Annotated in this window: 25 protein-coding genes; 9 read left to right on the top strand and 16 right to left on the bottom strand. The window is 69.9% G+C overall.

The window, feature by feature from the left end; translation table 11 throughout:
• Positions 1-13: 13 nt before the first annotated feature.
• Positions 14-1270, bottom strand: coding sequence for an alpha-hydroxy acid oxidase (locus CFK38_RS13535; RefSeq protein WP_096804369.1), 1257 nt, complete (start codon positions 1268-1270; stop codon positions 14-16).
• A gap of 193 nt (positions 1271-1463) precedes the next feature.
• Here CFK38_RS13535 and CFK38_RS13530 point away from each other — a divergent pair, with 193 nt between their 5' ends.
• Complete coding sequence (locus CFK38_RS13530; RefSeq protein WP_096803540.1) at positions 1464-2261, top strand: FadR/GntR family transcriptional regulator; 798 nt, start codon at positions 1464-1466, stop codon at positions 2259-2261.
• A 36-nt stretch (positions 2262-2297) separates the two neighbouring features.
• Here CFK38_RS13530 and CFK38_RS13525 read toward each other — a convergent pair whose 3' ends face one another.
• The 8 genes from CFK38_RS13525 to CFK38_RS13485 form a co-directional block, all read right to left on the bottom strand.
• Entirely contained in the window at positions 2298-3167 is an 870-nt protein-coding gene (locus CFK38_RS13525) for an urea carboxylase-associated family protein (RefSeq protein ID WP_096803539.1), read from the bottom strand.
• A gap of 46 nt (positions 3168-3213) precedes the next feature.
• Positions 3214-4383 carry a bifunctional 2-methylcitrate synthase/citrate synthase gene (locus CFK38_RS13520; RefSeq protein ID WP_096803538.1) on the bottom strand — a complete coding sequence of 390 codons (1170 nt, stop codon included), beginning with the start codon at positions 4381-4383 and terminating at the stop codon, positions 3214-3216.
• A gap of 3 nt (positions 4384-4386) precedes the next feature.
• Positions 4387-5325: a methylisocitrate lyase gene (gene prpB / locus CFK38_RS13515; RefSeq protein ID WP_096803537.1), complete on the bottom strand. Its 939-nt coding sequence runs from the start codon at positions 5323-5325 to the stop codon at positions 4387-4389.
• A complete protein-coding gene (locus CFK38_RS13510) occupies positions 5325-6842 on the bottom strand; it encodes an MmgE/PrpD family protein (RefSeq protein ID WP_096803536.1) in 1518 nt (505 codons plus the stop codon). The genes prpB and CFK38_RS13510 overlap by 1 nt, the downstream gene beginning before the upstream one ends.
• Complete coding sequence (locus tag CFK38_RS13505) at positions 6839-7537, bottom strand: GntR family transcriptional regulator (RefSeq protein ID WP_096803535.1); 699 nt, start codon at positions 7535-7537, stop codon at positions 6839-6841. The genes CFK38_RS13510 and CFK38_RS13505 overlap by 4 nt, the downstream gene beginning before the upstream one ends.
• Positions 7538-7628: 91 nt before the next feature.
• Positions 7629-8696 (bottom strand): PKD domain-containing protein, encoded by a 1068-nt coding sequence (locus CFK38_RS17620; RefSeq protein WP_245851057.1) that lies wholly within the window; start codon positions 8694-8696, stop codon positions 7629-7631.
• Positions 8689-9336: a DUF6318 family protein gene (locus tag CFK38_RS13490; RefSeq protein ID WP_096803533.1), complete on the bottom strand. Its 648-nt coding sequence runs from the start codon at positions 9334-9336 to the stop codon at positions 8689-8691. Before CFK38_RS13490 ends, CFK38_RS17620 begins: the two co-directional genes overlap by 8 nt.
• Positions 9337-9424: 88 nt before the next feature.
• On the bottom strand, positions 9425-10243 hold the full coding sequence (locus tag CFK38_RS13485; protein WP_096804367.1) for a spermidine synthase: 819 nt from the start codon (positions 10241-10243) through the stop codon (positions 9425-9427).
• Positions 10244-10313: 70 nt separating this feature from the next.
• Between CFK38_RS13485 and CFK38_RS13480 the strand changes: the two genes are divergently transcribed.
• Positions 10314-10787, top strand: a complete 474-nt coding sequence (locus tag CFK38_RS13480) for a GNAT family N-acetyltransferase (protein ID WP_096803532.1) — start codon at positions 10314-10316, stop codon at positions 10785-10787.
• A 15-nt stretch (positions 10788-10802) separates the two neighbouring features.
• Here the strand turns inward: CFK38_RS13480 and CFK38_RS13475 are convergent, their stop codons facing one another.
• On the bottom strand, positions 10803-11159 hold the full coding sequence (locus CFK38_RS13475; RefSeq protein ID WP_096803531.1) for an HIT domain-containing protein: 357 nt from the start codon (positions 11157-11159) through the stop codon (positions 10803-10805).
• Positions 11160-11281: 122 nt separating this feature from the next.
• Here CFK38_RS13475 and CFK38_RS13470 point away from each other — a divergent pair, with 122 nt between their 5' ends.
• The 3 genes from CFK38_RS13470 to CFK38_RS13460 all read left to right on the top strand — a co-directional run bounded on the left by CFK38_RS13470 (position 11282) and on the right by CFK38_RS13460 (position 13684).
• Positions 11282-11569 carry an FmdB family zinc ribbon protein gene (locus CFK38_RS13470; protein ID WP_096803530.1) on the top strand — a complete coding sequence of 96 codons (288 nt, stop codon included), beginning with the start codon at positions 11282-11284 and terminating at the stop codon, positions 11567-11569.
• 57 nt (positions 11570-11626) lie between these two features.
• A complete protein-coding gene (gene fmdA, locus CFK38_RS13465; RefSeq protein ID WP_096803529.1) occupies positions 11627-12883 on the top strand; it encodes a formamidase in 1257 nt (418 codons plus the stop codon).
• A 102-nt stretch (positions 12884-12985) separates the two neighbouring features.
• The gene (locus CFK38_RS13460) at positions 12986-13684 is read left to right on the top strand and encodes a DNA alkylation repair protein (RefSeq protein ID WP_096803528.1); all 699 of its coding nucleotides are present in this window, start codon (positions 12986-12988) and stop codon (positions 13682-13684) included.
• Positions 13685-13878: 194 nt separating this feature from the next.
• On the opposite strand, the gene CFK38_RS13455 is transcribed toward CFK38_RS13460, so the two are convergent.
• Positions 13879-15159: a multidrug effflux MFS transporter gene (locus CFK38_RS13455; RefSeq protein ID WP_096803527.1), complete on the bottom strand. Its 1281-nt coding sequence runs from the start codon at positions 15157-15159 to the stop codon at positions 13879-13881.
• 386 nt (positions 15160-15545) lie between these two features.
• On the opposite strand from CFK38_RS13455, the gene dnaK reads away from it, so the two are divergent.
• From dnaK to CFK38_RS13435, 4 genes are all read left to right on the top strand, one after another.
• Complete coding sequence (dnaK, locus tag CFK38_RS13450; RefSeq protein WP_096803526.1) at positions 15546-17417, top strand: molecular chaperone DnaK; 1872 nt, start codon at positions 15546-15548, stop codon at positions 17415-17417.
• Positions 17417-18094 (top strand): nucleotide exchange factor GrpE, encoded by a 678-nt coding sequence (locus tag CFK38_RS13445; RefSeq protein WP_096803525.1) that lies wholly within the window; start codon positions 17417-17419, stop codon positions 18092-18094. The genes dnaK and CFK38_RS13445 overlap by 1 nt, the downstream gene beginning before the upstream one ends.
• Before the next feature lie 122 nt (positions 18095-18216).
• On the top strand, positions 18217-19227 hold the full coding sequence (locus tag CFK38_RS13440) for a DnaJ C-terminal domain-containing protein (protein ID WP_096803524.1): 1011 nt from the start codon (positions 18217-18219) through the stop codon (positions 19225-19227).
• Positions 19228-19268: 41 nt separating this feature from the next.
• The gene (locus CFK38_RS13435) at positions 19269-19706 is read left to right on the top strand and encodes a heat shock protein transcriptional repressor HspR (protein WP_096803523.1); all 438 of its coding nucleotides are present in this window, start codon (positions 19269-19271) and stop codon (positions 19704-19706) included.
• On the opposite strand, the gene CFK38_RS13430 is transcribed toward CFK38_RS13435, so the two are convergent.
• From CFK38_RS13430 to CFK38_RS13410, 5 genes are all read right to left on the bottom strand, one after another.
• Complete coding sequence (locus CFK38_RS13430; RefSeq protein WP_245851055.1) at positions 19690-20838, bottom strand: glycosyltransferase family 4 protein; 1149 nt, start codon at positions 20836-20838, stop codon at positions 19690-19692. The genes CFK38_RS13435 and CFK38_RS13430 overlap by 17 nt on opposite strands.
• Positions 20835-21557 (bottom strand): TVP38/TMEM64 family protein, encoded by a 723-nt coding sequence (locus tag CFK38_RS13425; RefSeq protein ID WP_157773494.1) that lies wholly within the window; start codon positions 21555-21557, stop codon positions 20835-20837. The genes CFK38_RS13430 and CFK38_RS13425 overlap by 4 nt, the downstream gene beginning before the upstream one ends.
• Positions 21554-22789 (bottom strand): glycosyltransferase family 4 protein, encoded by a 1236-nt coding sequence (locus CFK38_RS13420; protein ID WP_245851306.1) that lies wholly within the window; start codon positions 22787-22789, stop codon positions 21554-21556. The genes CFK38_RS13425 and CFK38_RS13420 overlap by 4 nt, the downstream gene beginning before the upstream one ends.
• 207 nt (positions 22790-22996) lie before the next feature.
• Positions 22997-23482 (bottom strand): YbhB/YbcL family Raf kinase inhibitor-like protein, encoded by a 486-nt coding sequence (locus tag CFK38_RS13415; protein ID WP_096803520.1) that lies wholly within the window; start codon positions 23480-23482, stop codon positions 22997-22999.
• Positions 23483-23537: 55 nt separating this feature from the next.
• Positions 23538-24812 (bottom strand): carboxylate--amine ligase, encoded by a 1275-nt coding sequence (locus tag CFK38_RS13410; protein ID WP_096803519.1) that lies wholly within the window; start codon positions 24810-24812, stop codon positions 23538-23540.
• Positions 24813-24830: the final 18 nt, after the last annotated feature.

Below are 24830 nucleotides of genomic sequence, written 5' to 3'. Positions count from 1 at the left end.
GGAGCCCGACGGCTCACCGCAGGGAGCTGTCGCGACCCGTCTCCAGCCGGCTGTAGCGGCTGAGCTGGGTGACGTGCTCCGGCGTGAGGTCCTGCAGGGTCTGGACCTGCAGCAGCTTCATCGTCCGCTCCACTTCGTCGGAGAGGATCTCGATCGTCCGGTCCACGCCCGCGCGGCCGCCGGCCATCAGGCCGTAGAGGTAGGCCCGGCCGATGAGGGTGAAGTCGGCGCCGAGGGCGATCGCGGCGACGATGTCGGCCCCACTGCGGATACCGGTGTCGACGATGATCTCGAGGTCCTTGCCGACCTCGCGGGCCACCTGGGGCAGCAGATGGAAGGGCACCGGGGCGCGATCCAGCTGGCGACCGCCGTGGTTGGACAGCACGATCGCGTCGACCCCGAGATCGGCGAGCTTCTTCGCGTCCTCGAGGGTCTGGACGCCCTTGACCGCCAGCTTCCCGGGCCACAGCTCGCGGATATATGCGAGATCGTCGAAGTCGATGCTGGGATCCATCGCCGAGTCCAGCAGCTCCCCGACGGTGCCGCCGGTCTCGCTGAGCGAGGCGAACTCGAGCTTCGGCGTGGTCAGGAAGTCCCACCACCACCAGGGGCGCGGGATCGCGTTGATCACCGTGCCGGCGCTCAGCTGGGGCGGGATCGAGAAGCCGTTGCGGGAGTCGCGCAGTCGGGCTCCCGCCACCGGGGTGTCCACGGTGAAGAACAGCGTGTCGTAGCCGGCCCTCGCCGCCCGCTCCACGAGCCCGTAGGAGATCTCCCGCTGCCTCATCACGTACAGCTGGAACCAGTTGCGGCCCAGCGGGTTCGCGGCCTGCACCTCCTCGATCGACGAGGTGCCGAGGGTGGAGAGCGTGAAGGGGATCCCGGCGGCCCCGGCCGCACCGGCCCCGGCGACCTCGCCCTCGGTCTGCATCAGGCGGGTGAAGCCGGTCGGGGCGATGCCGAACGGCTGCGCCGAGCTCCCGCCCAGGATCTGGGCGGTGGTGTCCACCTGGGAGACGTCGTTCAGGATCGAGGGATGGAACTCGATGTCCTCGAAGGCCTGGACGGAGCGCTCCATCGAGATCTCGCCCTCGGCGGCACCGTCGGTGTAGTCGAACGCGGCGGCGGGGGTGCGGCGCTTCGCGATCGTCCGCAGGTCGTCGATGGTCAGTGCCGCGCTGAGTCGGCGGTGCTTCGGATCGAGGTCGAGCTTCTTGAACTTCATCAGTTCGAGGAGCTCTGCGGGGCGGGGCACCTGACGCTGGACCACGGGGTTCTCCTTGCTGGGGGTGCGGGCGGGGCTGATCATCGTGCCGACCGCGCTGTGGTCTGACCACATGTCGATCACCACGGATGCTAGATCCTTCGTCGGCGGAGGGCAAGGCGGCGGAGAGCACGGCGTGGAGGGCAAGGCTGCGGAGGGCACGGCCGTGCCGCGGAGCCCTCTGTGCTAGAACAGGGCCATGGTCGACACGACGAATGGCGATGAGGTCAGACCGCAGGCTGGTCGTTCCGCCGCGGCGGACGCCGCCTGGACCCCGGTCACCCGCAGCAGCACCTACGAGCTGGTCATCGACGCGATCGAGGACCAGATCATGAGCGGCGCCCTCGCCGTCGGCGACCTGCTGCCGCCCGAGCGGGAGCTCGCCGCCCGCCTCCGGGTGAGCCGTGCGGGAGTGCGCGAGGCGATCCGGGTCCTCCAGGCCTACGGGGTGCTCCGCTCCGAGGTGGGATCCGGTCGCGGCGCGGGAACGTTCGTCGCCGCGATGCCCAGCGCCGCCCTGGAACGATTCCTCCGTCTCCATGTGGCCCTGTCGAACTTCGGCCGGCACGAGGTCATCGAGACACGGATCCTGCTCGAGCAGGCGAGTGCCTCGCTCGCCGCGGAGCGCGCCGACGCCGACGCCCTCGCCGAGCTCGAACGACTGCTGAGGGTGATGGACGATCCCGGCGTGAGCCGCGAGGACTTCAATGATGCGGACACCGCCTTCCACCTCGCGATCGCCCAGGCCGGGGGCAATGCGCTGTTCTCCGCCATGACCGGGGCGATCCGCGCCTCCCTGCGCGCCCCGATCCTCGATGCGCTCACCGAGGTCGCGCGCTGGGAGGAGATCGCGGACTCCCTGAGGGCGCAGCATCACGAGATCCTCCGGGCGATCTCGGAGGGACGGGCCGAGGAGGCGGCGGAGCTCACCGCCGCGCACATCCGTCATGCCGTCGCCGCGCTGCCGGAGCTGGGCACGGACCGAGCCGGCAGCTGAGCACCGTCCGCTGCGACATCGGGAGCGCGGGATCTCTCAGGACTGGGGGAACGGTGCGGCACTGAGGCCGTGCCGGCCGTGCACCCCCTCGTACGCGGCGATCGCGGGCGGCTGCCAGCCCTCGAGCGCCGCCTCGTCGACCGTGAAGATCTCGACGCCGAGCGGATGACAGTGCTGGAGCTGCTCCTCGGTGCTCGCCGCCTCCGGCCCCCACATGTGCACCGAGAGATCGCCGCCCGGGCAGGTGGAGAGGGCGCAGAGGAGGTCGATCTCGGCGAAGAACTCGAAATGATCTCCCGGACCGGCGGGGCAGGTGTCCATGAAGTACTCATGGTCGGCATTCAGTCCTGCGAACTGGAAGACATTGAGCACGTCATGGATATCGAATTCGGTGAGCCCATGCTGCTGGACCGCGCGGGTCAGGTTCGAGTGGCAGTGGTAGTCGACATCGTTTCCGGTGAGCAACCGGTTGATGTACGGGTCGCAGCGAGTCCCCAGGAGGTCATGGATGACCTCGGCGTCAGGATGATCGGCGAGGGTATCGGCGATGACGGTCGCCAGCGGACGCAGGGACGGGAGCGTGGACCAGAAGCGGTCGTGCGTGGTCATCGAGGAACGGTGCAGCTGGCGCGTCCGGGCCGCCCAGAAGCGCTCTCGCGGATTGTGGAGATTCCACAGGTTGAGGTCACCGACCTGCGGGCCCTCCACCGAGGAGAGGCGCACGATCGCACCGGCCGGGACCTCCCAGGCCCTGCCGGATCGGACAGGGACCTCGAACTGGTCGATGCTGGTGCGGTCGGCGCCGGCGATGCGGTCGTACAGCGCGGTGTCGAGATCGAGCGGCCCGCCGGGCACGGACTGATAGGCGGCGGGCTGCGTGTAGTGACGGGCTCCCGTTGCTGTCATCGCACCTCCTGCTTTTCTCCCTTGCGGTGTGCCTGTGCACGCCGGGTCACGCGCCGGGCACCGGCCGCTCGTCCGGGCCGACGTAGGCCGACAGCGGGCGGATCAGTGCGTTCGCGGCGCGCTGCTCCATCACATGGGCGGTCCAGCCCGTGACCCGCGCGGCGATGAACAGCGGGGTGAACAGCTCGGTGTCGAAGCCCATCAGGTGATAGGTGGGGCCGGCGGGGTAGTCGAGGTTCGGCTTGATGCCCTTGGCCTCGTCCATCGCCTGCTCCAGGCCGTTGTACAGGCCCAGCACCTCGGGCCGGTCGAAGTGGGCGATCATCGCATCCATCGCCTCCTTCATGGTGGGCACCCGCGAGTCGCCGTGCTTGTAGACGCGGTGCCCGAAGCCCATCACCTTCTTCTTCTGCGCGAGCGCGTCCTCCATCCAGGCCTTCGCCCGGGCCTTCGCCTCGGCCTCGGACTCCTCGGGGCGGATGCCGATCTCGTCGAAGGTGTGCATCACGGCCTCGTTCGCCCCGCCGTGCAGCGTGCCCTTCAGCGCGCCGATCGCACCGGTCACGGCCGAGTGCATATCCGACAGGGTCGAGGTGATGACGCGCGCGGTGAAGGTCGAGGCGTTGAAGGAGTGCTCCGCGTACAGCACCATCGAGGTGCGGAAGGCGTCGACCACCTCGGGGGCGGACTCCTCGCCGAAGGCCATCCACAGGAAGTTCTGGGAGTAGTCCAGGTCCTCGCGCGGAGCGATCGGCTCGGTCGGCCCGCCGGCACGGCGGCGCCGCTGCTCGTAGGCGATGATCGAGGGCAGCTGCGCGTACAGGCGCCGTGCCTTCTCCAGCTCCGCCTCGGACGAGGAATCCTGTGCTGCGCCGTCCATCGCGCCGAGCACGGAGACCGCAGTGCGCACTGCATCCATCGGGTGGCACGTGGTCGGCAGCGAATCCATCGCGGCCCGCACCTGCGGCGACAGGTCGCGGTGGCTGCGTTCGTGGCGGGTGGCCTCGGCGAGCTCCTCGGTGCTGGGCAGCTCCCCGGTCCACAGCAGGTGTGCGACCGCCTCGAAGGGCTGCGTCGCGGCCAGGTCCGGGACCGGATAGCCGCGGTAGAGCAGCGAGTTGGTCTCCGGGTTCACCTTGGAGATGGCGGTCGTATCGGTCACGACGCCGTTCAGACCCCTGTGGATCTCGGTGCCGTCTATGGTCTCGGCGTTCATCTCTCACTCCTTCGTGGACGGCGGTGTCTGGCCGGTGTGATGTGCGGTGGGGACGGTGAAATCGAAGACCGAGCTGTCGAAACGGTTGTAGGACTCATAGTCCACCAGTTCGTACAGACGTGCACGCGTGAGCATCTCGGGGACCTGCGATTCCTGGGTGCCCTCGGCGGCGATCGTGTCCAGGACGCGCTCGGCCGCGCCCATGGCGGTGCGCAGCAGGGTGACGGGATAGATCACCATCGCGACCCCGGCCTCGCCGAGCTGCTCGCGGGTGAACAGTGCGGACTTCCCGAACTCGGTCATGTTCGCCAGCACCGGCACCTCGAGCGCCGCGCACACCTGCTCGAACTCGGAGAGATCCCGCAGGGCCTCGGGGAAGATCGCCTCGGCCCCGGCGTCGACCAGCGCCTTCATCCGGTCGATGGCGGCGTCCAGGCCATCGGTGCCGCGCAGGTCCGTGCGCGCCATGACCAGGAAGTTCTCATCGCGGCGACCGTCGGCCGCGGCGCGGATGCGCTTCGTGGCGGTGGGCAGGTCCACCATGGTCTTGCCGTCGAGGTGGCCGCAGCGCTTGGGGTTGACCTGGTCCTCGATGTGGCACCCGGCAAGGCCCGCATCCTCGAGCTCCTGGATCGTGCGGGCCACGTTCATCGGCTCGCCGAAGCCGGTGTCGGCATCGATCAGGCAGGGCAGATCGGTGGCGCGGGCGATCTGGGCACCGCGTCCGGCGACCTCGCTGAGGGTGCTCAGGCCCACGTCCGGCAGGCCCAGCTCGTTCGCGATCACCGCGCCGGAGATGTACACCCCGGGAAAGTTCTTCTCCTGGATGAGCTTCGCCGACAGCGGGGTGAAGGCGCCGGGGAACGGCTGCGCCGCTCCGGGGGTGAGGAGGGCGCGCAGGTCCTGGCGCTTCTGTGCGGGGGTCCTCGTGCTGGACAGCATCAGAACAGTCCCTTCGGCCCGGCCGACGGATCGATCACGCCGGGAGCTGCCTGGATGTTCAGCCTGCCCAGTTCCCCGGCCGGCAGCTGCGCGAGCTGCGCCGCGGTCTCGAGGAAGCGGTCGATCTCGGTCTCCTCCACCAGTCCGTCGGCGAGGGAGCGGAACTTGTGCACATACTGCTCCCGACCGAAGGGTCGGGCGCCGAGCGGGTGGGCGTCGGCCACGGCGATGCTGTCCTCGATCACGGTGCCGTCCCTCAGGGTGATGACCACGGTGCCGCCGAAGGCCTTCTCGGTCAGATCCAGGGAGTGGTACCGCCGAGTCCACTCCGGGTCCTCCTCGGTGGTGACCTTGTGCCACAGCGCCACGGTGTCGGGACGGGCCGCGCGCTCGGGGGCGTAGGAGCTTGCGTGGTGCCAGGAACCGTCCTGCAGGGCGACGGTGAAGATGAACGGGATCGAGTGGTCGAGGGTCTCCCGCGACGCGGTCGGGTCGTACTTCTGCGGGTCGTTCGCGCCGGAGCCGATCACGTAGTGGGTGTGGTGCGAGGTGCGGATCAGGATCGAGGCGACGTTCGTGGGATCCGTGGCCTCGGGGTGCTCGCTGTGGAGCCTGCGGGCCAGGTCGATCCAGGCCTGTGCCTGGTACTCCGCGGAATGCTCCTTGGTGTAGGTATCCAGGATCGAACGCTTGGACTCGCCGCTCTCCGGCAGCGGCACCGTGTAGCGGGCGCCCGGGCCGTCGAGCAGCCAGGCGATCACGCCGTCCTCCCCCTCGTAGATCGGCACCGGGGAGGTCTGGCCGCGCATCGCCCGGTCCGCGGCCTCGACGGCCAGCTTCCCGGCGAAGGCGGGGGCGTGGGCCTTCCAGGTGGAGATCTCTCCCTTGCGGGACTGACGGGTGGCGGTGGTGGTGTGCAGGGCCTGGCCGATCGCCTGGAACACGGTCTCGGTGTCCAGGCCCAGCAGGGTGCCGATCCCGGCGGCGGCCGACGGGCCGAGGTGGGCGACGTGATCGATCTTGTGCTCGTGCAGGCAGATGGAACGCACCAGGTCCACCTGCAGCTCGTACCCGGTGGCGAGGCCGCGGATCAGGTCGCGGCCGGAGCGGCCGGTGTGCTCGGCGACCGCGAGGATCGGGGGGATGTTGTCCCCGGGGTGGGAGTAGTCCGCGGCGAGGAAGGTGTCGTGGTAGTCCAGTTCACGCACGGCCACGCCGTTGGCCCAGGCCGCCCACTCGGGGGAGGTGTGCTGCGCGACGCCGAACACGCCTGCCCCGGACCCGCCGGTGGAGACTGGGTGGCTGAGCGCCTGCGCGCGGGCGGAGACGATCGGGGCGCGGTTCAGCGAGGCGATCGCGACGGAGGCGTTGTCGATGATCCGGTTGATGATCATCTCCTCGACATCGCTCTCGACCTCGACGGGGTCGACGGCGACCTCGGCCATCTTCCAGGCCAGCTGGCCCTCGTGGGGCAGGTTCTCGTCGGAGCGGTGGACGCGGACGTCGTGGTCTCTCATGATGCGGACTCCTGGGTGATCGGGGACGGTGTCGGGTGGTCGGTGCCCTCGCCCTGCAGATGGGCGAGTGCCTGGTGGAGGTGGACGATCGTGGTGGCGGCGGCGAGGTCGGGATCGCCGGTGGCGATGGCGCGCGAGATCGCGGCGTGCTCGCGCGCGGAGTCGGCGAGGCGCCCGGGGGAGTTGCGCGCCAGGCGGCGCAGACGGCCCAGGTGCAGGCGCAGTCCGCGCAGCGACTCGGCGAGGTAGGGGTTGCCGCAGGCGGCATCGAGCTCCGCGTCGAGCTCGGCGGTCAGGGCGTAGTAACGGCGGGGATCCGTGCCGGCGGCGAGCTGGGCCGTGGCCTGCTCGAAGCGCGCAGCGAGAGCGGTGAAGCGAGTGCGCAGCCCGGGACCGTCCTCGGGATCTTCGGTGCGCTCGGCCGCGCGACGCCCGGCGAGGGTCTCCAGTGCGATGCGGAGGTCGAAGAGCCGCGGGGCCTCATCGAGGGACACGGCGCTGACGACGAGTCCGCGTCCGCGAGAGGTCTCGGCCAGGCCGTCGGCGATCAGGCGGGCGAGGGCTTCGCGCAGCGGGGTGCGGGAGATCCCCAGGCGTGCGGACTGCTCGACCTCACCCAGCACGGTGCCGGGTTCGAGGAGGCCGTCGACGATCTCCTGACGGAGCGTCGAGTGGGCGCGGTCGCTGGCACGCATGCATCCCAGTGTATACAGCGGAAGGCCCAACGAGGGGGTTGCTCGAGAAAGCGGGCCAGGATGCGCAACTTTGTATACAAGAGGAGTGGGTTCAGATCTTCCGATGCGTGGCGTCCGGGTCCGGGGGACCTTCGGTGTCCGGGGCCCGCTCGGGGATCCAGGGGTCTTCGCTCTCGTCGACGGGGACATCGCCGTCGACGAGACGGGATTCGAGGGACTTGGCGAAGACCGGGACGGGGTCGGAGATGACCTCGATGGTGCCGTCGATGTCCTGCCATCCGCCGCCGGCGACGGAGAACTGCCCGGAGAAGGTGGTGGTGAGGGTGATGTCGTACCAGCCCTCCTGGCCGTAGGCGGAGGAGACGACCTCGGAGGGGAACGGTTTTCCGGGATTGGTGGTGGTGATGGTGTTTCCGTCGCCGAGGTCCCAGTGGTACGAGACCGGGGTGGCGCGGATCGCGACCGGAGTGCCGAGCAGCTCGGTGTTCAGCAACTGGGGCTCAGGATCGGCGTAGAGAACGTTGACCATGTTCACCGGGAGCCAGCCTTCGGGCGGTCCGGCGTGGGCCTGGAGGGGCTTCACGGGGAGCCGGGCGAAGTCCTCCTGAGTCACGATGATGACGACTGGTGGTGCTTCCTCGTACTCGGGGGTACCGGGCAGGGCGCAACGGACCCCGAGGTCGACGGGCTCGGCATCCGGATTGTTGTTGTCGATGCGGGTGCCGCGCTGGGTGACGCCTTTGATGGGGGTGGTGGAGACGTTGCCGATCTCCAGGACGTCGCCCTGGCCAGCGATCTGGCTGCCGCTGTCGGCTTCGCAGGAGTCGGGGTGCGGAGTGCAGGACCAGGACCCGCCGTTGAGGTTCGCGCCGCAGCCGGAGAACTGCGAGACCGGGGTCCAGATGTAGCTGTAGCGGGGTAGTTCGGGAGGGGTTGAGGCGGTGCTTGCAGGTGGCCTATCAGATGTTGTGTCTGGTGTATCGAGTCGACCGTTCCACGCCTCTCTCGCGGAAACCTCGGTTGAACTCGCATCTTTATTGGTAGATCCCTCAAAGTCTTCGTCCGCATGAGCGTGCGGGGAGACGCAGATCGTCGCAATGATTGCCGAAGCAACGCTGGCGGCGCGAAGGAAGGATTTGGTGCCCGCTCTATCAGGCATGTTTGTTTGTCCCCCATTCAGCGTCGAGTCCTCCGACGATCCACTGACCGTCGACCCAATCCATGCCGCCGACGGTGATGTACTCAATCTGGGGAGCTTCTATGCGCCCTGTGAAGTCTTCATCGGGTCGTGTATGGGGCGTGATGGAGAAGAAGTACCCGACCTCGTGCTCATATTTTGTGGACTGATGCAGGGTTGTGTCGACATTATTGATGGTGAACTCGCTCCAGTACTGCCCGTGCTCATGCAAATCCGCGAGATCTTGATTCAGGTCGTCGCAACCACTGCAGGTAGGGGCCTGGAGTTTCGCCAGCTCGTCGGTGACTCCCGTTTGGTGAGCCCACATCGACACAGCGATGTAGTACCGAAACGCCTGCTCCGCCCCCTCCGGCGTGTGCTCATCCATCCCCGCAAAATTGGCCGGATCCGGTGCCGGGATGTCAGGTGCCTCGGCCCTGGGCTGATCGGTCGGCTCGCCGCCCCCGTCGCTCGGCTCGGCGTCGCCCCCGCCATCGCTCGGTGTGCCGATGTCGATGCTCGGTGGGGCAGTGGTGACGGGGCCGTCGGTCGGTTCGCCGCACGCGGCGAGGCCCAGCAGAAGGGCGCTGGTCGCGGCGGCGCTGAGGAGGCGGCGGTGCATGGGGACTCTTCCGGGAGTGCGTCAGATCACGCCAACGGTATCCAGGAACCACCCTCCGCGCACGGGTTGAGCGAGATTGTGGACAACCTCAGCGTCCGAACGCCTCCGCGGTCTCCGTCGGATCCAGCACCGCTCCGGGGTGGGGGCCGGCCTTCATCCAGGCCTCCCGCCACTCTCCGACCTCGGGCGAGGAGAGCGCTCCGCCCGCCACCAGCACCATGTTCCCGTCGGCCGGTGTGGTCAGCAGCGAGGCGAGGGTCAGGGTCCACACGCCGGAGAGGCCCGCCTCGGCTGCGGCGTCCTCGAGCTCACGCACCTGCGTGGCGAGGAAACGCTGCCCGGCGTCGTCGCCGACATTGACCAGCAGCAGGCCGTCGGCCTCCAGATGTGCGAGCGCCTCGAGATAGAAGCCCTTGGTGGCCAGGTGCCCGGGAGACTCCTCGCCGGAGAAGACGTCGAGCACGATCGCATCGAACCGTCGGCCCTCCATCGCGGAGAGCTCCTCGCGGGCATCGCCGATCACGATCTCCAGGTCGGTGCCCTCCGGCATCGGCAGTGCGGTGGTGACCAGCGTGGGCAGCTCTCGCTCGATCTCGACGACCACCTGGGCGGACCCCGGACGGGTGGCCTGCACGTACCGGGCCAGTGTGAGCGCCCCGGCACCCAGGTGTGCGATCCGGATCGGTCGCCTGCGCGGCCATGCCGTATCGAGCACGTTGGCCATCCGCCGCAGGTATTCGTGCACGAGGTGCGTGGGGTCCTCGAGGTCGACATGCGACTGCTCGATGTCACCGATCTGCAGCACCCACCCTCCGGAGATCTCGTCCTTCACGATCCAGGCCGGCTGGTCGGAGACGCTCAGCTGAGCACTGCGCTGCGCGCCGGGGAGGAAGTCGTGGGAGGCCATCAGGACATTGTGCGCGACGTTCGCAGTCTCGGAGCCCGTGGTCAGCCCCGTCACCGGGAACAATGGGGCCATGCACACCCTCACCCTCGCCGGCCGACGCTTCACCCTCCGCCGCGCGGTCGCCGCGGATCTGCCGGAACTGGTCGCGCTGCTGGCCGATGACGTGCTGGGCCGGGAGCGCGAGGGCACCGACCTCGCACCCTATGAGCAGGCCTTCGCCGGGATCGATCGTGATCCGAACCAGCTGCTGCTGGCGGTCCGGGACCAGGAGACGGCGATGGTCGCGACGATGCAGCTCACCCTCATCCCCTCCCTGTCCCGAGGCGGCGCTACTCGGCTCCAGCTCGAGGCCGTGCGCGTCGCGGGCTCCACCCGCGGCAGCGGCCTCGGCACAGCCCTGTTCTCCTGGGCGCACGACTGGGGCAGGGCGCAGGGAGCGATGCTCGCCCAGCTGACCACCGACGCCTCGCGCGCCGATGCGCACCGCTTCTACGAACGGCTCGGCTATGTGCCGAGCCACGTGGGATTCAAGCTGCCCCTGTGATCCGGACCCTGCGGTTCAGCGCTGCGGCCCGGAACGCACGTGGATGTGCAGGTGCTTCGAATCCTGGTAGTCGCCGAGGTTCGTGAGCACCGCGGCGGCGCCGTGCTCGTGCTCCACCTCTCGCGCCACCTCCGCCACCACCCGCAGCAGCGCCCGCAGATCGGCCTCGTCCTCCGCGCCGGCCGCAGTCAGCGAGGCGATGTGCCGCTTCGGGACCACCACCAGGTGCACCTCCCAGAACGGGCGGGTGTGGTGATAGGCGAGGACCAGTTCGTCCTCGTGGACCACCTCGAGCGCTCCCGGGTTCGGGATCGCGACGTCGCAGTAGAAATCGGTGCCGCGGTAGGCAGGGACGGACAGTGGTGCGGGCATGCCTCGAGTATGCCCGTCGTTCCAGCGCCGCGGGCGATCTCGGATATCGCCAGCGGGCCCCTGCTGGGCGCTCTATGGTGGCGGCAACCCCAGGATGTGACGCAGGTGACAAGGAGTGTGGGATGCCGATCTACGAGTTCCGCTGCGAGAGCGCGCACGAGTACGAGCGCTCTGTCCCGATGAGCGCCCGCGACCAGGACCTCAGCTGCCCCCGCTGTGGAGCGCAGGCGCGCAGACGGATCAGCGCGCCCCGGCTCGGCACCCTCGGCTCGTCGGCCGGGAAGCTGCTGGAGAGCACGGCCGCCAGCGCGCATGCACCCGGCGTCGTCGACCGCGTCCCCGGCTCCCGACGGACCGGGGGGACCCCCGTCACGACTGACCCGCGCCACGCTCGCCTGCCGCGCCCCTGAGCCGGCATCGGACCTGACGGGGCCGTGCAGAGGACCCGTCGCTGTGGAAGGAGAAGCATGCCCAAGAACGTGTTCCCCCTCGACTCCGCGAAACCCTTCACCGAGCAGAAGATCCTCGGTCACAACCGTTGGCACCCGGACATCCCGCCGGCCGTCAGCGTCAACCCCGGCGACGTCTTCCGCATCGACTGCCGCGAATGGTTCGACGGCTACATCAAGAACGACGACTCCGCCGAGGACATCGCCACCGCGCCGCTGCACACCGTCCACACCCTCTCGGGACCGTTCCGCATCGAGGGGGCGAAGCCCGGGGACCTGCTGGTCGTGGACATCCTGGACGTCGGCCCGATCCCGCAGGAGGACTCCGGTCCGCTGTCCGGGCAGGGCTGGGGCTACACCGGCATCTTCGCCAAGCGCAACGGCGGCAGCTTCCTCACCGACCAGTTCCCCGACGCCTACAAGGCGGTCTGGGACTTCCGCGGTGACAGCACCACGTCACGGCACGTCCCGGGCGTCGAGTTCACCGGCATGATCCACCCCGGCCTGATGGGCACCGCCCCCTCGCCCGAGCTGCTGAAGACATGGAACTCCCGCGAGGCGGCGCTGATCGCGACCGATCCGGACCGGGTGCCCGCCCTGGCCCTGCCACCGGAGCCCCACGGCGCGATCCTCGGCGGCGTCGGAGAGGCTGACCGTGACCGGGTGGCCGGCGAGGGTGCCCGCACCGCGCCGCCGCGCGAGAACGGCGGTAACCAGGACATCAAGAACCTCACCAAGGGCACCCGGATTTTCTACCCGGTGTTCGTGGACGGGGCGAACTTCTCCGTCGGCGATCTGCACTTCTCCCAGGGCGACGGCGAGATCACCTTCTGCGGCGGCATCGAGATGGGCGGGTTCCTGGACCTCCATGTCGACGTCATCACGGGAGGCATGGAGAAGTACAACGTCTCCGAGAATGCGATCTTCATGCCGGGCAACACTGCCCCGCAGCACAGTCAGTGGCTGTCCTTCTCCGGCACCTCGGTGACTCTGGACGGGGAGCAGCGTTACCTGGACTCGCATCTCGCCTATCAGCGAGCCTGCCTGCACGCGATCGACTATCTCTCGACCTTCGGCTGGTCGAAGGAGCAGGCGTACCTGCTGCTCGGGGCGGCGCCCATCGAGGGCCGGTTCTCCGGCGTGGTCGACATCCCCAACGCCTGTGCCACGGTCTACCTGCCGCTGGACATCTTCGACATCGACATCCGACCCGGCAGCGGCGAGGTGCCGAGGATCGATCCGGGGATCGGGGCGCCGCGCGCGAGCGTCAGCTGAGAGCGCAGGGCCCGTGGGCGGGCATCCGGGCCGACGGGGGAGCGTCGGCCCGGATGCCCGTCGTAGGCTCGCAGGGACCGGATCGCCGACGAAGGGCACATCATGGCCGACAGCCCACAGGAGCCCGCCGACCTCGACGCCACGGCCGCGGCGCTCCGTGAGGAGCTCGCCGGGCTCGAGAACGAGCGGGTCCGGGAGATCAACGCCAAGCGCGGCGATGACCATGCCGTGAACCTCACGGCGCTCCGCGGGATCGCGAAACGGCTCAGGACGCAGCCTGAGCTCGCTCGAGTCCTGTGGCACGGCGGCGGCTCCGCCGAGAAGCTGCTCGCGCTGCTCATCTCCCGCCCGAAGCAGTACACCGAGCAGGAGCTGGAGGCGATGCTGCGCGAGGCCGGCACCCCCAAGGTCCAGGACTGGCTGGTGAACTACCTCGTGAAGAAGAGCCCCCACCGGGAGGCTCTGCGGGAGGCATGGTTCGCCGACTCCGATCCGGTGGTCGCGAGCGCCGGCTGGGCGCTGACCAGCGACCGGGTGGTGAAGAAGCCCGAGGGGATCGATCAGGTCGCGCTGCTGGACCTCATCGAGGTGCAGATGCAGGACGCGCCGGAACGTCTGCAGTGGGCGATGAACGAGTGCCTGGCGCAGATCGGGATCACGAACCCCGAGCTGCGCGCACGGGCGCGGGACATCGGGCAGCGCCTGGAGGTGCTCAAGGACTACCCGACACCGCCGAACTGCACCTCACCGTTCGCGCCGATCTGGATCGATGAGATGGTCCGCCGCGGGCGCGCCGGCTGAGGAGCTCGTCCTCCACTCGGTGTCCTCGACCGCGAGGACCGGCAGCGCGCAGACGACGGGGGCGAGGAGGGGAAGCGGAGGTGGGCGTGAGCCCGCGAGGCTCATGCCGACAGCAGCCGTGGGGGAGACGCGCCACAGCAGTCAGTACCCCGCCGCCGCTGACAGAGTGCTGCACGGGCGGCACCTTGTCGAGCTCAGGTCGCCGTGTCCGTGCCGATCCCGCCGCTGGCCCGGATCCCGGACCGGCGGATCAGGGTGGCGGTCGCCGTCGCCGAGAGGACGTAGAAGGTGAGCATCACCACCGACAGTGCGACCGCCGTCGAGCCGACGAACCCGAGCAACGGGGCGGCGAGGGCACCGGCCAGGCTCATGCTGGCAGTCAGGAACGCGGCGGCTGTACCGCTGCGCTCGCCGTGGTGGGACAGCGCGATCGTCTGACTGTTCGGGATGATCAGCTGTTGGCAGGCCAGCGCGCCCCAGACCGGGATCAGCAGCCCCCACATCCCTCCGATGCCCGATGCGGTCAGTGCGGTCATCACCACCCCGCAGGCCATCACCCCGCCCAGCCCGAGGATGAGCACCTGGCCGGTGGACAGCCAGCGCAGCAGGACCGGATTCACCTGGCTCATCACGATCATCCCGATCGTGCCGGCGGAGAACAGATAGCCGAACTCACCGGCACCCAGGCCGTAGCCGTCCTGCAGGATGAAGGACATCCCGGAGACGTAGGAGAACGAGGCGGAGAACATCAGCGCCTGGGTCAGCAGCGCACCGATGAAGATCCGGTCGCGCAGCAGCGTGCCGAGAGTGCGGGCCATCGCACGCGGCCGGGCGGGGATGCGGGCGTGCGCCGGCAGCGTCTCCGGCAGCGCCACGGCGCAGACGATCACCACCACCAGGGACGTGGCGGCGAGCACCAGGAAGATGCCGCGCCAGCCGGTGAAGGACATCATGAACCCGCCCACCGCCGGCGCCAGCACCGGCGCGATCCCGGTCACCAGCATCAGCCGGGAGAACATCGTGGAGGCGCCGCGCCCGGTGAACAGGTCCCGCACGATCGCCATCGCGGTGATCGCTCCGGCCGCGGCCCCGAATCCCTGCAGCACCCGCAGCGCCATCAGCACGCTGATCGACGGTGCGGCGATCATCGCCAGCGAGGAGAGCACGTGCACGCTGACACCGAGCATCATCGGTCGGCGCCTGCCCACGGAGTCCGAGAGCGGGCCGATCACCAGTTGTCCGGCCGCCATCCCCAGCAGCGACCCGGTCAGCGTGGCCTGCACGCTCGCCGTGGAGGTGAGGAACTCGTCCGCCAGCTGCGGCAGCGCGGGCAGGTACATGTCCACGGTGGCCGGTCCGAGCCCGGTCATGATGCCCAGCAGCACGGTGATACGGATCAGCTGCCATCGGGTGAGCTCGTGGACCGGGGGCAGTGTGCGGCGGTGTCGCAAGGGGGTGGCGGGGGGAGACGCCATGAAGATGTCCTACTGGGCAGGAACCGGGAGTGCCTTCAATCTAGCCATGAGCGGCGGCTGTGGCGAGGGCCGGCACCAGGAGGTCAGTCACGTTCGGTCGGACCGACATGCCGGGGACCTGACACGCGCCGGCCGGGATGCCCGGAAGTTGCCGAGCAGACCCGGAACCCGCAACAGGTGCCCTCCGTCACATCTTCGGCGCACGGGAATGAACCTGGTCGACCCAGAGTTGAGCCTGGTGTACTCAAGTTCAGTGATCCTCAGATTGACAACATCGATCCGGAGTTCTCTACTTGAGCCCGTACAGCTCACGGTGTGCCGCCGGCCCCACGGTCGGCAGTGCACGAACCCGTTGCGGCGCTCCCGTCGCAGAAAGGCAGGCCCCCATGTCCCGTGTCGTCGGAATCGACCTCGGTACCACCAACTCCGCCGTCGCCGTCCTCGAGGGTGGCCAGCCCACCGTCATCGCGAACGCCGAGGGCTCCCGCACCACCCCGTCGGTCGTGGCCTTCTCCAAGCAGGGCGAGGTGCTGACCGGTGAGGTCGCCAAGCGCCAGGCCGTCACCAACGTCGATCGCACGATCGCCTCCGTCAAGCGCCACATGGGCACCGACTGGAGCCAGGAGATCGACGACAAGAAGTACACCGCGCAGGAGATCTCCGCGCGCATCCTGGGCAAGCTCAAGAAGGACGCCGAGTCCTACCTGGGCGAGGCCGTGACCGATGCGGTCGTGACCGTCCCGGCGTACTTCTCGGACTCCGAGCGTCAGGCCACCAAGGATGCCGGCACCATCGCCGGCCTGAACGTCCTGCGCATCATCAACGAGCCCACCGCTGCGGCGCTCGCGTACGGCCTGGAGAAGGGCAAGGACGACGAGCAGATCCTGGTCTTCGACCTCGGCGGCGGCACCTTCGACGTCTCCCTGCTCGAGGTGAGCAAGGACGAGGAGGGCTCCACCATCCAGGTCCAGGCCACCGCCGGTGACAACCGCCTCGGCGGCGACGACTGGGACCAGAAGCTGGTGGACTGGCTCGTCTCGCAGGTCAAGAACAAGGACGGGGTGGACCTGTCCAAGGACAAGATCGCTCTGCAGCGCCTGAAGGAGGCCGCCGAGCAGGCCAAGAAGGAGCTGTCCGCCTCGACCTCCACGTCGATCTCGCTGCAGTACCTGTCGATGACCGAGAACGGTCCGCTGCACCTGGACGAGAAGCTCAGCCGGGCCCAGTTCGAGGACATGACCTCGGATCTGCTCGATCGCACCAAGGCACCGTTCCACCAGGTCATCAAGGATGCGGGCATCTCCGTCTCCGACATCGACCACGTGGTCCTGGTCGGCGGTTCCACCCGCATGCCGGCCGTCACCGAGGTCGTGAAGGACCTCACCGGAGGCAAGGAGCCCAACAAGTCCGTGAACCCGGACGAGGTCGTCGCCGTCGGCGCCGCCCTCCAGGCCGCGGTCATCAAGGGTGAGCGCAAGGACGTCCTGCTCATGGACGTCACCCCGCTCTCCCTCGGCATCGAGACCAAGGGCGGCGTGATGACCAAGCTCATCGAGCGCAACGCGGCCATCCCCACCAAGACCTCCGAGGTCTTCTCCACCGCCGAGGACAACCAGCCCTCCGTGGCGATCCAGGTGTTCCAGGGCGAGCGCCAGTTCACCCGGGACAACAAGATGCTCGGCACCTTCGAGCTCACCGGCATCGCCCCGGCACCCCGCGGCATCCCGCAGGTCGAGGTCACCTTCGACATCGACTCCAACGGCATCGTGCACGTGACCGCCAAGGATCGCGGCACCGGCAACGAGCAGTCCATCCAGATCACCGGCGGCTCGGCCCTGTCCGACGAGGACATCGACCGCATGGTCAAGGACGCCGAGACCCACGCCGCCGAGGACGAGGAGCGTCGCAAGAACGCCGACGCCCGCAACACCCTCGAGCAGCTCGTCTACCAGGGCGAGAAGCTCCTCAAGGACAACGCGGACAAGATCGAGGACGCTGACAAGACCAAGGCCGAGGACGCCATCAAGGAGTCCAAGGACGAGCTGGCCAAGGAGGATGCCTCGACCGAGGACCTCGAGGCCAAGCGCGACTCCCTCAACGAGGCCCTGCAGGCCGTCGGCACCGCGATCTACTCGCAGGCCGAGGGCGCTGAGGGTGCCGAGGGCGCCGAGGCCGGTGCCGAGAACGCCGACGCCTCGTCGTCCGACGACGACGTGGTCGATGCCGAGATCGTGGACGAGGACGAGGAGAAGAAGTGATGACCGAGGACCCGAGCACGCCTGACGACGCGCAGCGTCCCGAGGACGAGCCCAGGTTCTCCTTCACCGACAAGCGCAAGGTGAACCCGGAGGACGGCTCCGTCCGTCCCTCCGGGGGCACCCCCGCAGCCGAGGGCCAGGGGGCCGATGAACCGGTCGACCCCTTCGACGCCGAGGCGGCGGCGCTGTTCGAGCAGGCCGCCCAGGACGGGGACGACTCCTCGCTCCCGGCCGACGCCGGGCGGGTCGCCGAGCTCGAGGGCAAGATCACCGAGCTCACCGAGCAGCTCAAGCGCGACCAGGCCGAGTACGTCAACTCGCGCCGCCGGATCGAGGGCGCCGCCCAGGTGAGCAAGGAAGCGGCGATCGCCGGCGTCCTCGGCTCGCTGATCGGGGTCCTGGACGACGTGGAGCTGGGCCGCCAGCACGGCGACATCGTCGAGGGCACGCCCTTCCACGCCATCGCGCAGAAGCTCGAGGAGGTGCTCGGCTCGCACGGCCTGAAGCGCTTCGGCGCCGTCGGGGAGGAGTTCGATCCGAACCGCCACGAGGCGCTGATGCACGAAGCCGCCGATGATGTCGAGACCGCCACGATCTCGCTCGTCATGCAGCCCGGCTACGCGATGAACGAGCGGATCCTGCGACCCGCTCGTGTCGGCACCCGCGGTCCCGCCTGACGGCGACCTCCTGAGCGATCCGCTCACCCACGGTGCGGGGCCTGTCGGTCCCCGGCAGGCCCCGCACCCGCTCCACCCCATACATTCGATCCCGCAGCTGAGGCTCCCGGAAGGAGACGCACATGTCCGGACAGGACTGGCTCGACAAGGACTTCTACGCGGTCCTCGGCGTCTCCAAGGACGCCGACGCGGCCGAGATCAAGAAGGCCTACCGCACGCAGGCCCGGAAGTACCACCCCGATCACCACCCCGACGACCCCAAGGCCGAGGAGCGGTTCAAGGAGATCGGCGAGGCCTACTCGGTCCTCAACGACCCGGAGCAGCGCCAGCAGTACGACGCCATCCGTGCCATGGGCTCCGGCGGCGCCCGCTTCTCCGCGGGCCAGGGCGGCCCCGGCGGTGCCGGCTTCGAGGACATCTTCTCCTCGATGTTCGGCGGCGGTGCCCATCCCGGGGCCCGTCCCGCTCCCGGGGGCGGCGGCGCCAATCCCGACATCGACGATCTGCTGAAGATGTTCGGCGGCCAGGGCGGCGGTTTCGGCGGCGGGGGCGGCGCGGCCGGATTCGCCCCGAACCGCGCCCCGGCGAAGGGCTCGGACACCTCCGCCCGCACCCGCATCAGCTTCCGCGATGCGGCGCTGGGCACCGATCTGAAGCTCACCGTCGACGGCCGCGCGGTCACCACCCGCATCCCCGCCGGAGTGCACGACGGCCAGAAGATCCGCCTGCGCGGCAAGGGACGGCCCGGCCCCGGCGGCGCCCCCGCCGGCGACCTGCTGCTGACTCTCGAGGTCGAGGAGCACCCGGTGTGGAGCGCCGAGGGCACCAACCTGAAGCTCACCGTGCCGATCGCCTTCGACGAGGCGGTGCTGGGTACCACCCTGGCCGTCCCGCTGCTCGACGGCGGCACCGTCTCGGTGAAGGTCCCGCCGGGCACGCCCTCCGGCCGTACCCTGAGGGTGCGCGGCAAGGGCCTGGTGACCAAGAAGTCCACCGGGGACCTCCACGTCACCGTCCAGGTCGCGGTCCCCACCCATGTGGAGGGCGCCGCGAAGCAGGCCGTCGAGGACCTGCGGACGGCGCTGGCCGAGGAGGATCCGCGGGCCGGGCTCAGCGAGGTCGCCGCCCGCTGAGCCCCGATCGCCACCACCGGATCCTCGAGAGGAGCACCCCGATGCACAGCTCGCACCGCCTGGACGACCGGGCCCCCGTGTTCGTGATCTCGGTGGCGGCGGAGCTCTCCGGGATGCACCCCCAGACCCTGCGCCAGTACGACCGGCTGGGGCTGGTGATCCCGCAGCGCACGCGCGGCCGCGGCCGCCGTTACAGCACCCGCAACATCGCGCGCCTGCGGGAGATCCAGGGACTCTCCCAGGAGGACGGCATCAACCTCGCCGGGATCAAGCGGATCCTCGAGCTGCAGGACGAGGTCAGCGCGATGCAGGACCAGCTCGAGAGCGTCCGCGAGCGGCTGGAGAGGATGACCCCCGCCCAGCGCCGGGTGTTCTCCGCCGACCGGGACGGGGAGATCAACGCCCTGCGCCGCGGCGAGCGACCGAAGCGTCGCAGCAGCAGCGCGCTGGTGCTGTGGCGGCCTACGCGTCGCTCGTGACCGGGTTCGCGGGAAGCACCCCGGCGAGGCGGTAGATCTCCTGCAGCTGCTGCGCCACCTGGTCGAGGTCGACTCCCTCCGCGGCGCGGCGACCGGCCGCGGTGAGATCCGCGAGCTCCCCGTCGAGCAGGGCTCGCAGCCTCTGGACCACCTGGCCCGCGAACTCGGGTCCGTCCCCGGTGACCTGATGCGTGAGCACCCCGTCCGGCATCGCGTCGCGATACAGCGGGATGCCGCGCACCAGGGCGGGGATCTCGCAGGCCAGTGCCTCCCACAGCACGATCCCCTCGGTCTCCTCCGTGGTGAGGAAGCAGAAGGCATCGGCGCCGCAGTAGGCCTCACGAAGCTGCTCGGCCTGCACGTACCCGGGGAACAGCGCGTTCGCGGGAGCACCGGCCAGCGCCCGCTGCACCTCGGCCGTCAGCAGCCGCGGATCGGTGCGCCCGTACCAGACGAAGGTGACCTCGGGCATCGCCCGGGCCACCTTCACCCAGTCCAGGATCCCCTTGCGCCGCAGCTGCATCCCGACGCTGATCACCACCGGGGCGTCCGCGGCGAGCCGGAGGGAGGACCGCAGCCGCTCCCGGGCCGAGGGGTCCGGGTGGAAGAAGCCGGTGTCGACCCCGTTGGAGAGCACCCGGATCGGTGCCCGCAGGCCGTACTTCGGCGCGGAGATCAGCTCCTTGGAGTACGCGCTGGGCGTGACCACCGTGTCCCCGCGGCGGTAGAGGTGCGCGATCCAGCGCCGGAACAGCGGCGCCAGGGCGTTCGAGCCGGGGAAGGAGTCGCGGAAGTCGTCCTCGGTGGAGTGCGCCCACACCAGCGCCGGTCGCCTGCGCAGCCGTGCCCAGCGGGCCAGCAGCAGCGTGTCCGGGAACGGGGTGTTCAGATGGACCACGTCGAAGGGCCGCAGCGGGTTGGTGACCACCTCGTGGCCCAGCGACCGCACCGCCGATTCCTGGTGGCGGATCGCTGCGCCGATGCCCGACTCGCGGGCGAGGGACGCGAGGCCGCGCGGCAGCAGCACCCGCAGCGGCGGAGTCTCGCCCCGGGCCTGTTCCGGGGTGACGCGGCCGGCCCGGAGGCGCCGACGGGCGCGGGATCTTCTGACCATCTCGGGGTTTCCGTTCACCAGGGCAGGACGCGCAGCACGAGGGCGCTGATGCCGAGTCCGTAGGCGATCAGGGCCCACGGCTTGCACAGCAGGATGATCAGCACGTAGGTGCGCCACCGCATCCGGGTGGTGCCGGCGAGGTAGCAGAGCAGGTCGTCGGGGGCGACCGGCAGCGTGATCGCGAGGGCGAAGGCGCGCGTGAAATGGCCGCTGCGGGTCCATCCCAGGAACTTCTCGACCGTGCGGGGGCGGAAGAGGCGCTCGATGAGTCCCAGCCCCACATGCCGGGCGATCGCGAAGTTCAGCAGGGAGCCGGCGCTGACCGCGAGGTAGTTGTACACGGTCCCCTCGACCGGTCCGAACAGGAGGGGGCCGGCGATCACCAGCAGCCCGGCGGGCACGAGGGGGAAGACCACGGAGGCGGCGGAGGCGAGGAGGAAGGCACCCGGCCCCCAGGCGCCCAGGGAATCGATGAACTGCTGCAGGTTCGCCAGCGACCGCAGCACCCCGGTGTCCAGACCCCACCACACCAGCGCGATGGCGAGCCCGAGCCCCAGCAGCGGGGAGAGCTGTGCGGCCAGCCGCAGCGGATCGCGACGGACGGGCGCTGCCGCCGCCGGGGACGGGACGGCGGGCCGTGCCGCCGCCGGGGACGGGACGGCGGGCCGTGCCGCCGCGCCGATCTCGGCAGGGGGCGCCGTGCGGAGGCGGGGGATGGTCCCGGTGGAGGTGCTCACGCAGGCACCGCTTCGCGCCCGAGGAGCAGCGGCGCCCGCCGCTCACGCGCCTGCTGGTAGACGCCGAGCACGCTGCGGCCGAACTCCTGCGCGCCGCAGGTGGCCCGGGCGTGCTCGAGGGCCGCGTGCGCCATCTGCGTGCGACCGCGCGGATCGTCGAGCAGCGCGTTCAGCCGGGCCGTGAACTGCGCGGGACCCTCGAACTGCCAGCCGGTGACGCCTTCGACCACGACGCTCGCGAGCGAGGGGTCGCGACGGCACAGCAGCGGCAGACCGCTGGCCATCGCCTCGATGAAGGTCAGCCCCTGGGTCTCGCTCAGGGACGCGCCGACGAACACGTCCCCCATGCGGTACCAGCGCGGGATGTCGGCCGGGGCGACGACCCCGGTGAAGCGGACCCGGTCCGCGATGCCGAGCGCCTGCGCACGAGCCTCGAGCTCGGCCCGGTACGGTCCCTCGCCGACCAGGACCAGCACGGTGTCCGCGCGGTCCGCGACGGAGATCAGCTCCAGGACCTCGTCGAGATTCTTCTCCTTGGCCAGGCGCGAGACGGACAGCAGCACCCGCTGGCGGGGACCGATGCCGAGCGCGGCGCGCAGCGCGCGGGCATCGGCGTGCTCCTCCTCGCTGCCAGCCGGCCGGAACCGGTCCAGGTCCAGCCCGGTGGGGATGACGTGCAGCGGGCGGTGCACCCCGTAGCCGGCCAGGAGCCGGGCCACCTTGGTGGTCGGCACGATCACGGCATCGGTCCTCGAGAGCACCCGGCGGGAGAAGGACTCCACGACCTTGCGGCCCATGGTGCGGCTGGGGGAGTAGTAGTGCGTGTAGTCCTCGTAGATGGTGTGGTAGGTGTGCACCAGCGGCACCGCGAGGGTGCGGGCGATGCGACGGGCCCACACGAAGGTGGAGAACTCGGCCTGGGAGTGGACGACATCGGGGCTCCACCGCAGGATGTCGCGCAGGGCGCGGCGACCGGAGGGCATGCCGATGCGGGCGCGGTCGTAGACCATCGACGCGGAGACTGAGCCGAGGCGGTAGACCCCGTCCTCGTTCCGGGTGCGGATCCCCTGCGAGAGGGTCAGCACCCGGACGTCGCAGCCCAGGGCGAGGAGCTCTCGCCGCAGCGTCTGGACCGAGGCGACCACACCGTTGACGACGGGCTCCCACCAGTCGGTCGTCAGCAGCACCCGCAACGGGCGCCCGGAGCCGGTCGCCGACGGGTCGGGGCGCATCCTGTTCACGTTCACCCCTCGAGCTTCGCACCCGGTGCGGGGCACCGCGTCCCCCGAGCGCATGAGAGGGCTCAGACCATGGTCTGATCTCTGCGCTCGCCGCATGCTGCGGGTAGTCCTGGCCTCCATGGGTCGAGCCTACGATCGGTACCCGGGGCGGGACACGTGGCACGCCCGACCGGTCGCGGAGAGTTTCCCCCTAGTATTTCACCCCGACACCTGGTAGCGGGCCGTGAACGTCGCCGAGGCGAGCTGCTGGGAGAAGATCGCGAAGCGGGCCGTGACGTGCGGGGTGTCCGCGGTGACCCCGAGCGTCCGCATCGGCAGGGCGTGCACCGAGAACTGGTAGCGGTGCGGGCCGCCGGGCGGCGGCTCGGGCCCGTCGTAGCCGGGGTTGCCGACGTCGTTCACCGCCTGGGTCAGCGAGGGGTCGTCCCGGGCCACCCCGAGGGGCAGCGAGGTGGTCGTGGCAGGGATGTCCCAGGCCACCCAGTGCCAGTACCCGGAGCCGGTGGGGGCGTCGGGGTCGAAGCAGGTCACGGCGAAGGAGCGGGTGCCCTCCGGAGCATCCGACCAGCTGAGGTCGGGGGAGAGGTTCTCCCCGCCGAGCGACTCCACCAGCTGCTGGGGAGCGACCACGGTGCCGTCGGGAGTGGCGTTCGAACGGATGGCGAAGGAATCCTGAGCAGGCATGTCTGCAGTGTAACCATCGCCACACCGGCGTGCGAACGGTGCGGGGGCAGTCGGCTCAGAACCCGTCGGCCGACGGACGCGGGTAGTGCTGGAGGAACTTCTTGACCTGATTGGCCTGGGCCGCGAGCACGTACGCGCGGCGCTTCACGCCCTCGACGGAGTAGGCCAGCGGGTGCACCGTGCGCTGCCTTCCGATCGCCCGCACGCGCGCCCGCAGGTCGGCATCGAGGAGGTACCGGCGCAGCAGCGCCCAGGGCACGATCGAGTACAGGACCTCGCGGTGCGTGAGCATACGCGGCAGCGCGCGATTCTCGACGAGATCGGCGACCACGGGCTCTGCGACGTTCGCCCCGGCCGCGGTCATGTAGTAGTTGTTGCGGCCGATGCGCGGGTTGACCTCGAAGAACTTCGCCACCCCGTCGCGCGGGTCGATCTTCACATCGAAGTTCGCGTACCCGCGGTAGCCGGTGTGCTCGAGGAAGCGCACCGACTGCGCGAAGACCTCGGGGAGATCGGTGGTGAACATCGCGGCCGGGTTCCCGAGCGCGCCGGGGGTGTGCTCCTCGAGCAGCACCTGCGCGCCGCCCAGCAGCGTCACCTCGCCGCGGGTGTCGACGTAGGCGGTCACCGACAGCATCGCCGTGTCGTCGCCGGGGATCATCTCCTGGAGCACGAAGCGGTCCCGGTATCCGGCCGTGGTCAGCCGCTGCACCAGGTCCAGCAGCTGCGGGCGGTCCGCGATCTCGAAGACCTTGCGCTTGCCGGGGAAGGAGACGTCGTTGTACGCCGAGGAGCGGGACGCCTTCGCCACCAGCGGCCAGCCCAGCTCCAGCTCCGGCACCTCGGGGGCGGTGCCGGCGGCGAAGTCCAGCACGACGGTGCGCGGGGTGGGCACGTCGATCTCCGTGCACACCTCGGAGAAGCTCGCCTTGTCGGCGACCGCATGCAGCACCTCGTCGGCCAGCAGCGGCAGATGGAAGTAGGTGCCGAGCAGCTCCCGGTGCGCGGCCAGCAGCGCCACCAGGAAGTCGGCGTTGGCCAGCAGGATCGGACGGGTGCCGCCGGGCCGGGAGGCCTTGTCCGCCCCGACCTTCACCAGCGCCCGCACCATCTCGTCCTCGGTGGCGTCCATGCCCAGCTCGACCGTGCGCAGGATCGAGGAATCGGCGACGGGACCGGCGACCTTGCGGGTGACCACCGTGGCGATGGTCCGGTACTTCTCGTGGAAGGCGCGGGCGAGGGCGTAGATCCCGATGTCCCCGCCGAGCAGCACCAGGTCCACCCCCGGGGTGGGGGCGTCGGCGAAGGAGGGGGCGGGGGTATCGGGCATCGAAGCGGGTCCTTCCCG

This window comes from Brachybacterium vulturis, assembly GCF_002407185.1.
Classification (GTDB): domain Bacteria; phylum Actinomycetota; class Actinomycetes; order Actinomycetales; family Dermabacteraceae; genus Brachybacterium; species Brachybacterium vulturis.
Note: the sequence above shows the minus strand (reverse complement) of the source record. Positions and strands in the feature narration are given on the sequence as shown.

What these genes read in the sequence shown, in the direction of transcription:
- CFK38_RS13530 (WP_096803540.1), top strand. Translation starts at nt 1,464, where the DNA reads ATGGTCGACACGACGAATGGCGATGAGGTCAGACCGCAGGCTGGTCGT.
- CFK38_RS13410 (WP_096803519.1), bottom strand. Translation starts at nt 24,812, where the DNA reads ATGCCCGATACCCCCGCCCCCTCCTTCGCCGACGCCCCCACCCCGGGG.
- CFK38_RS13440 (WP_096803524.1), top strand. Translation starts at nt 18,217, where the DNA reads ATGTCCGGACAGGACTGGCTCGACAAGGACTTCTACGCGGTCCTCGGC.
- dnaK (WP_096803526.1), top strand. Translation starts at nt 15,546, where the DNA reads ATGTCCCGTGTCGTCGGAATCGACCTCGGTACCACCAACTCCGCCGTC.
- CFK38_RS13435 (WP_096803523.1), top strand. Translation starts at nt 19,269, where the DNA reads ATGCACAGCTCGCACCGCCTGGACGACCGGGCCCCCGTGTTCGTGATC.
- CFK38_RS13505 (WP_096803535.1), bottom strand. Translation starts at nt 7,537, where the DNA reads ATGCGTGCCAGCGACCGCGCCCACTCGACGCTCCGTCAGGAGATCGTC.
- CFK38_RS13510 (WP_096803536.1), bottom strand. Translation starts at nt 6,842, where the DNA reads ATGAGAGACCACGACGTCCGCGTCCACCGCTCCGACGAGAACCTGCCC.
- fmdA (WP_096803529.1), top strand. Translation starts at nt 11,627, where the DNA reads ATGCCCAAGAACGTGTTCCCCCTCGACTCCGCGAAACCCTTCACCGAG.
- CFK38_RS13525 (WP_096803539.1), bottom strand. Translation starts at nt 3,167, where the DNA reads ATGACAGCAACGGGAGCCCGTCACTACACGCAGCCCGCCGCCTATCAG.
- CFK38_RS13415 (WP_096803520.1), bottom strand. Translation starts at nt 23,482, where the DNA reads ATGCCTGCTCAGGATTCCTTCGCCATCCGTTCGAACGCCACTCCCGAC.
- CFK38_RS13475 (WP_096803531.1), bottom strand. Translation starts at nt 11,159, where the DNA reads ATGCCCGCACCACTGTCCGTCCCTGCCTACCGCGGCACCGATTTCTAC.
- CFK38_RS13460 (WP_096803528.1), top strand. Translation starts at nt 12,986, where the DNA reads ATGGCCGACAGCCCACAGGAGCCCGCCGACCTCGACGCCACGGCCGCG.
- CFK38_RS13520 (WP_096803538.1), bottom strand. Translation starts at nt 4,383, where the DNA reads ATGAACGCCGAGACCATAGACGGCACCGAGATCCACAGGGGTCTGAAC.
- CFK38_RS13490 (WP_096803533.1), bottom strand. Translation starts at nt 9,336, where the DNA reads ATGCACCGCCGCCTCCTCAGCGCCGCCGCGACCAGCGCCCTTCTGCTG.
- CFK38_RS13420 (WP_245851306.1), bottom strand. Translation starts at nt 22,789, where the DNA reads ATGCGCCCCGACCCGTCGGCGACCGGCTCCGGGCGCCCGTTGCGGGTG.
- CFK38_RS13470 (WP_096803530.1), top strand. Translation starts at nt 11,282, where the DNA reads ATGCCGATCTACGAGTTCCGCTGCGAGAGCGCGCACGAGTACGAGCGC.
- CFK38_RS13480 (WP_096803532.1), top strand. Translation starts at nt 10,314, where the DNA reads ATGCACACCCTCACCCTCGCCGGCCGACGCTTCACCCTCCGCCGCGCG.
- prpB (WP_096803537.1), bottom strand. Translation starts at nt 5,325, where the DNA reads ATGCTGTCCAGCACGAGGACCCCCGCACAGAAGCGCCAGGACCTGCGC.
- CFK38_RS17620 (WP_245851057.1), bottom strand. Translation starts at nt 8,696, where the DNA reads ATGCCTGATAGAGCGGGCACCAAATCCTTCCTTCGCGCCGCCAGCGTT.
- CFK38_RS13455 (WP_096803527.1), bottom strand. Translation starts at nt 15,159, where the DNA reads ATGGCGTCTCCCCCCGCCACCCCCTTGCGACACCGCCGCACACTGCCC.
- CFK38_RS13485 (WP_096804367.1), bottom strand. Translation starts at nt 10,243, where the DNA reads ATGGCCTCCCACGACTTCCTCCCCGGCGCGCAGCGCAGTGCTCAGCTG.
- CFK38_RS13445 (WP_096803525.1), top strand. Translation starts at nt 17,417, where the DNA reads ATGACCGAGGACCCGAGCACGCCTGACGACGCGCAGCGTCCCGAGGAC.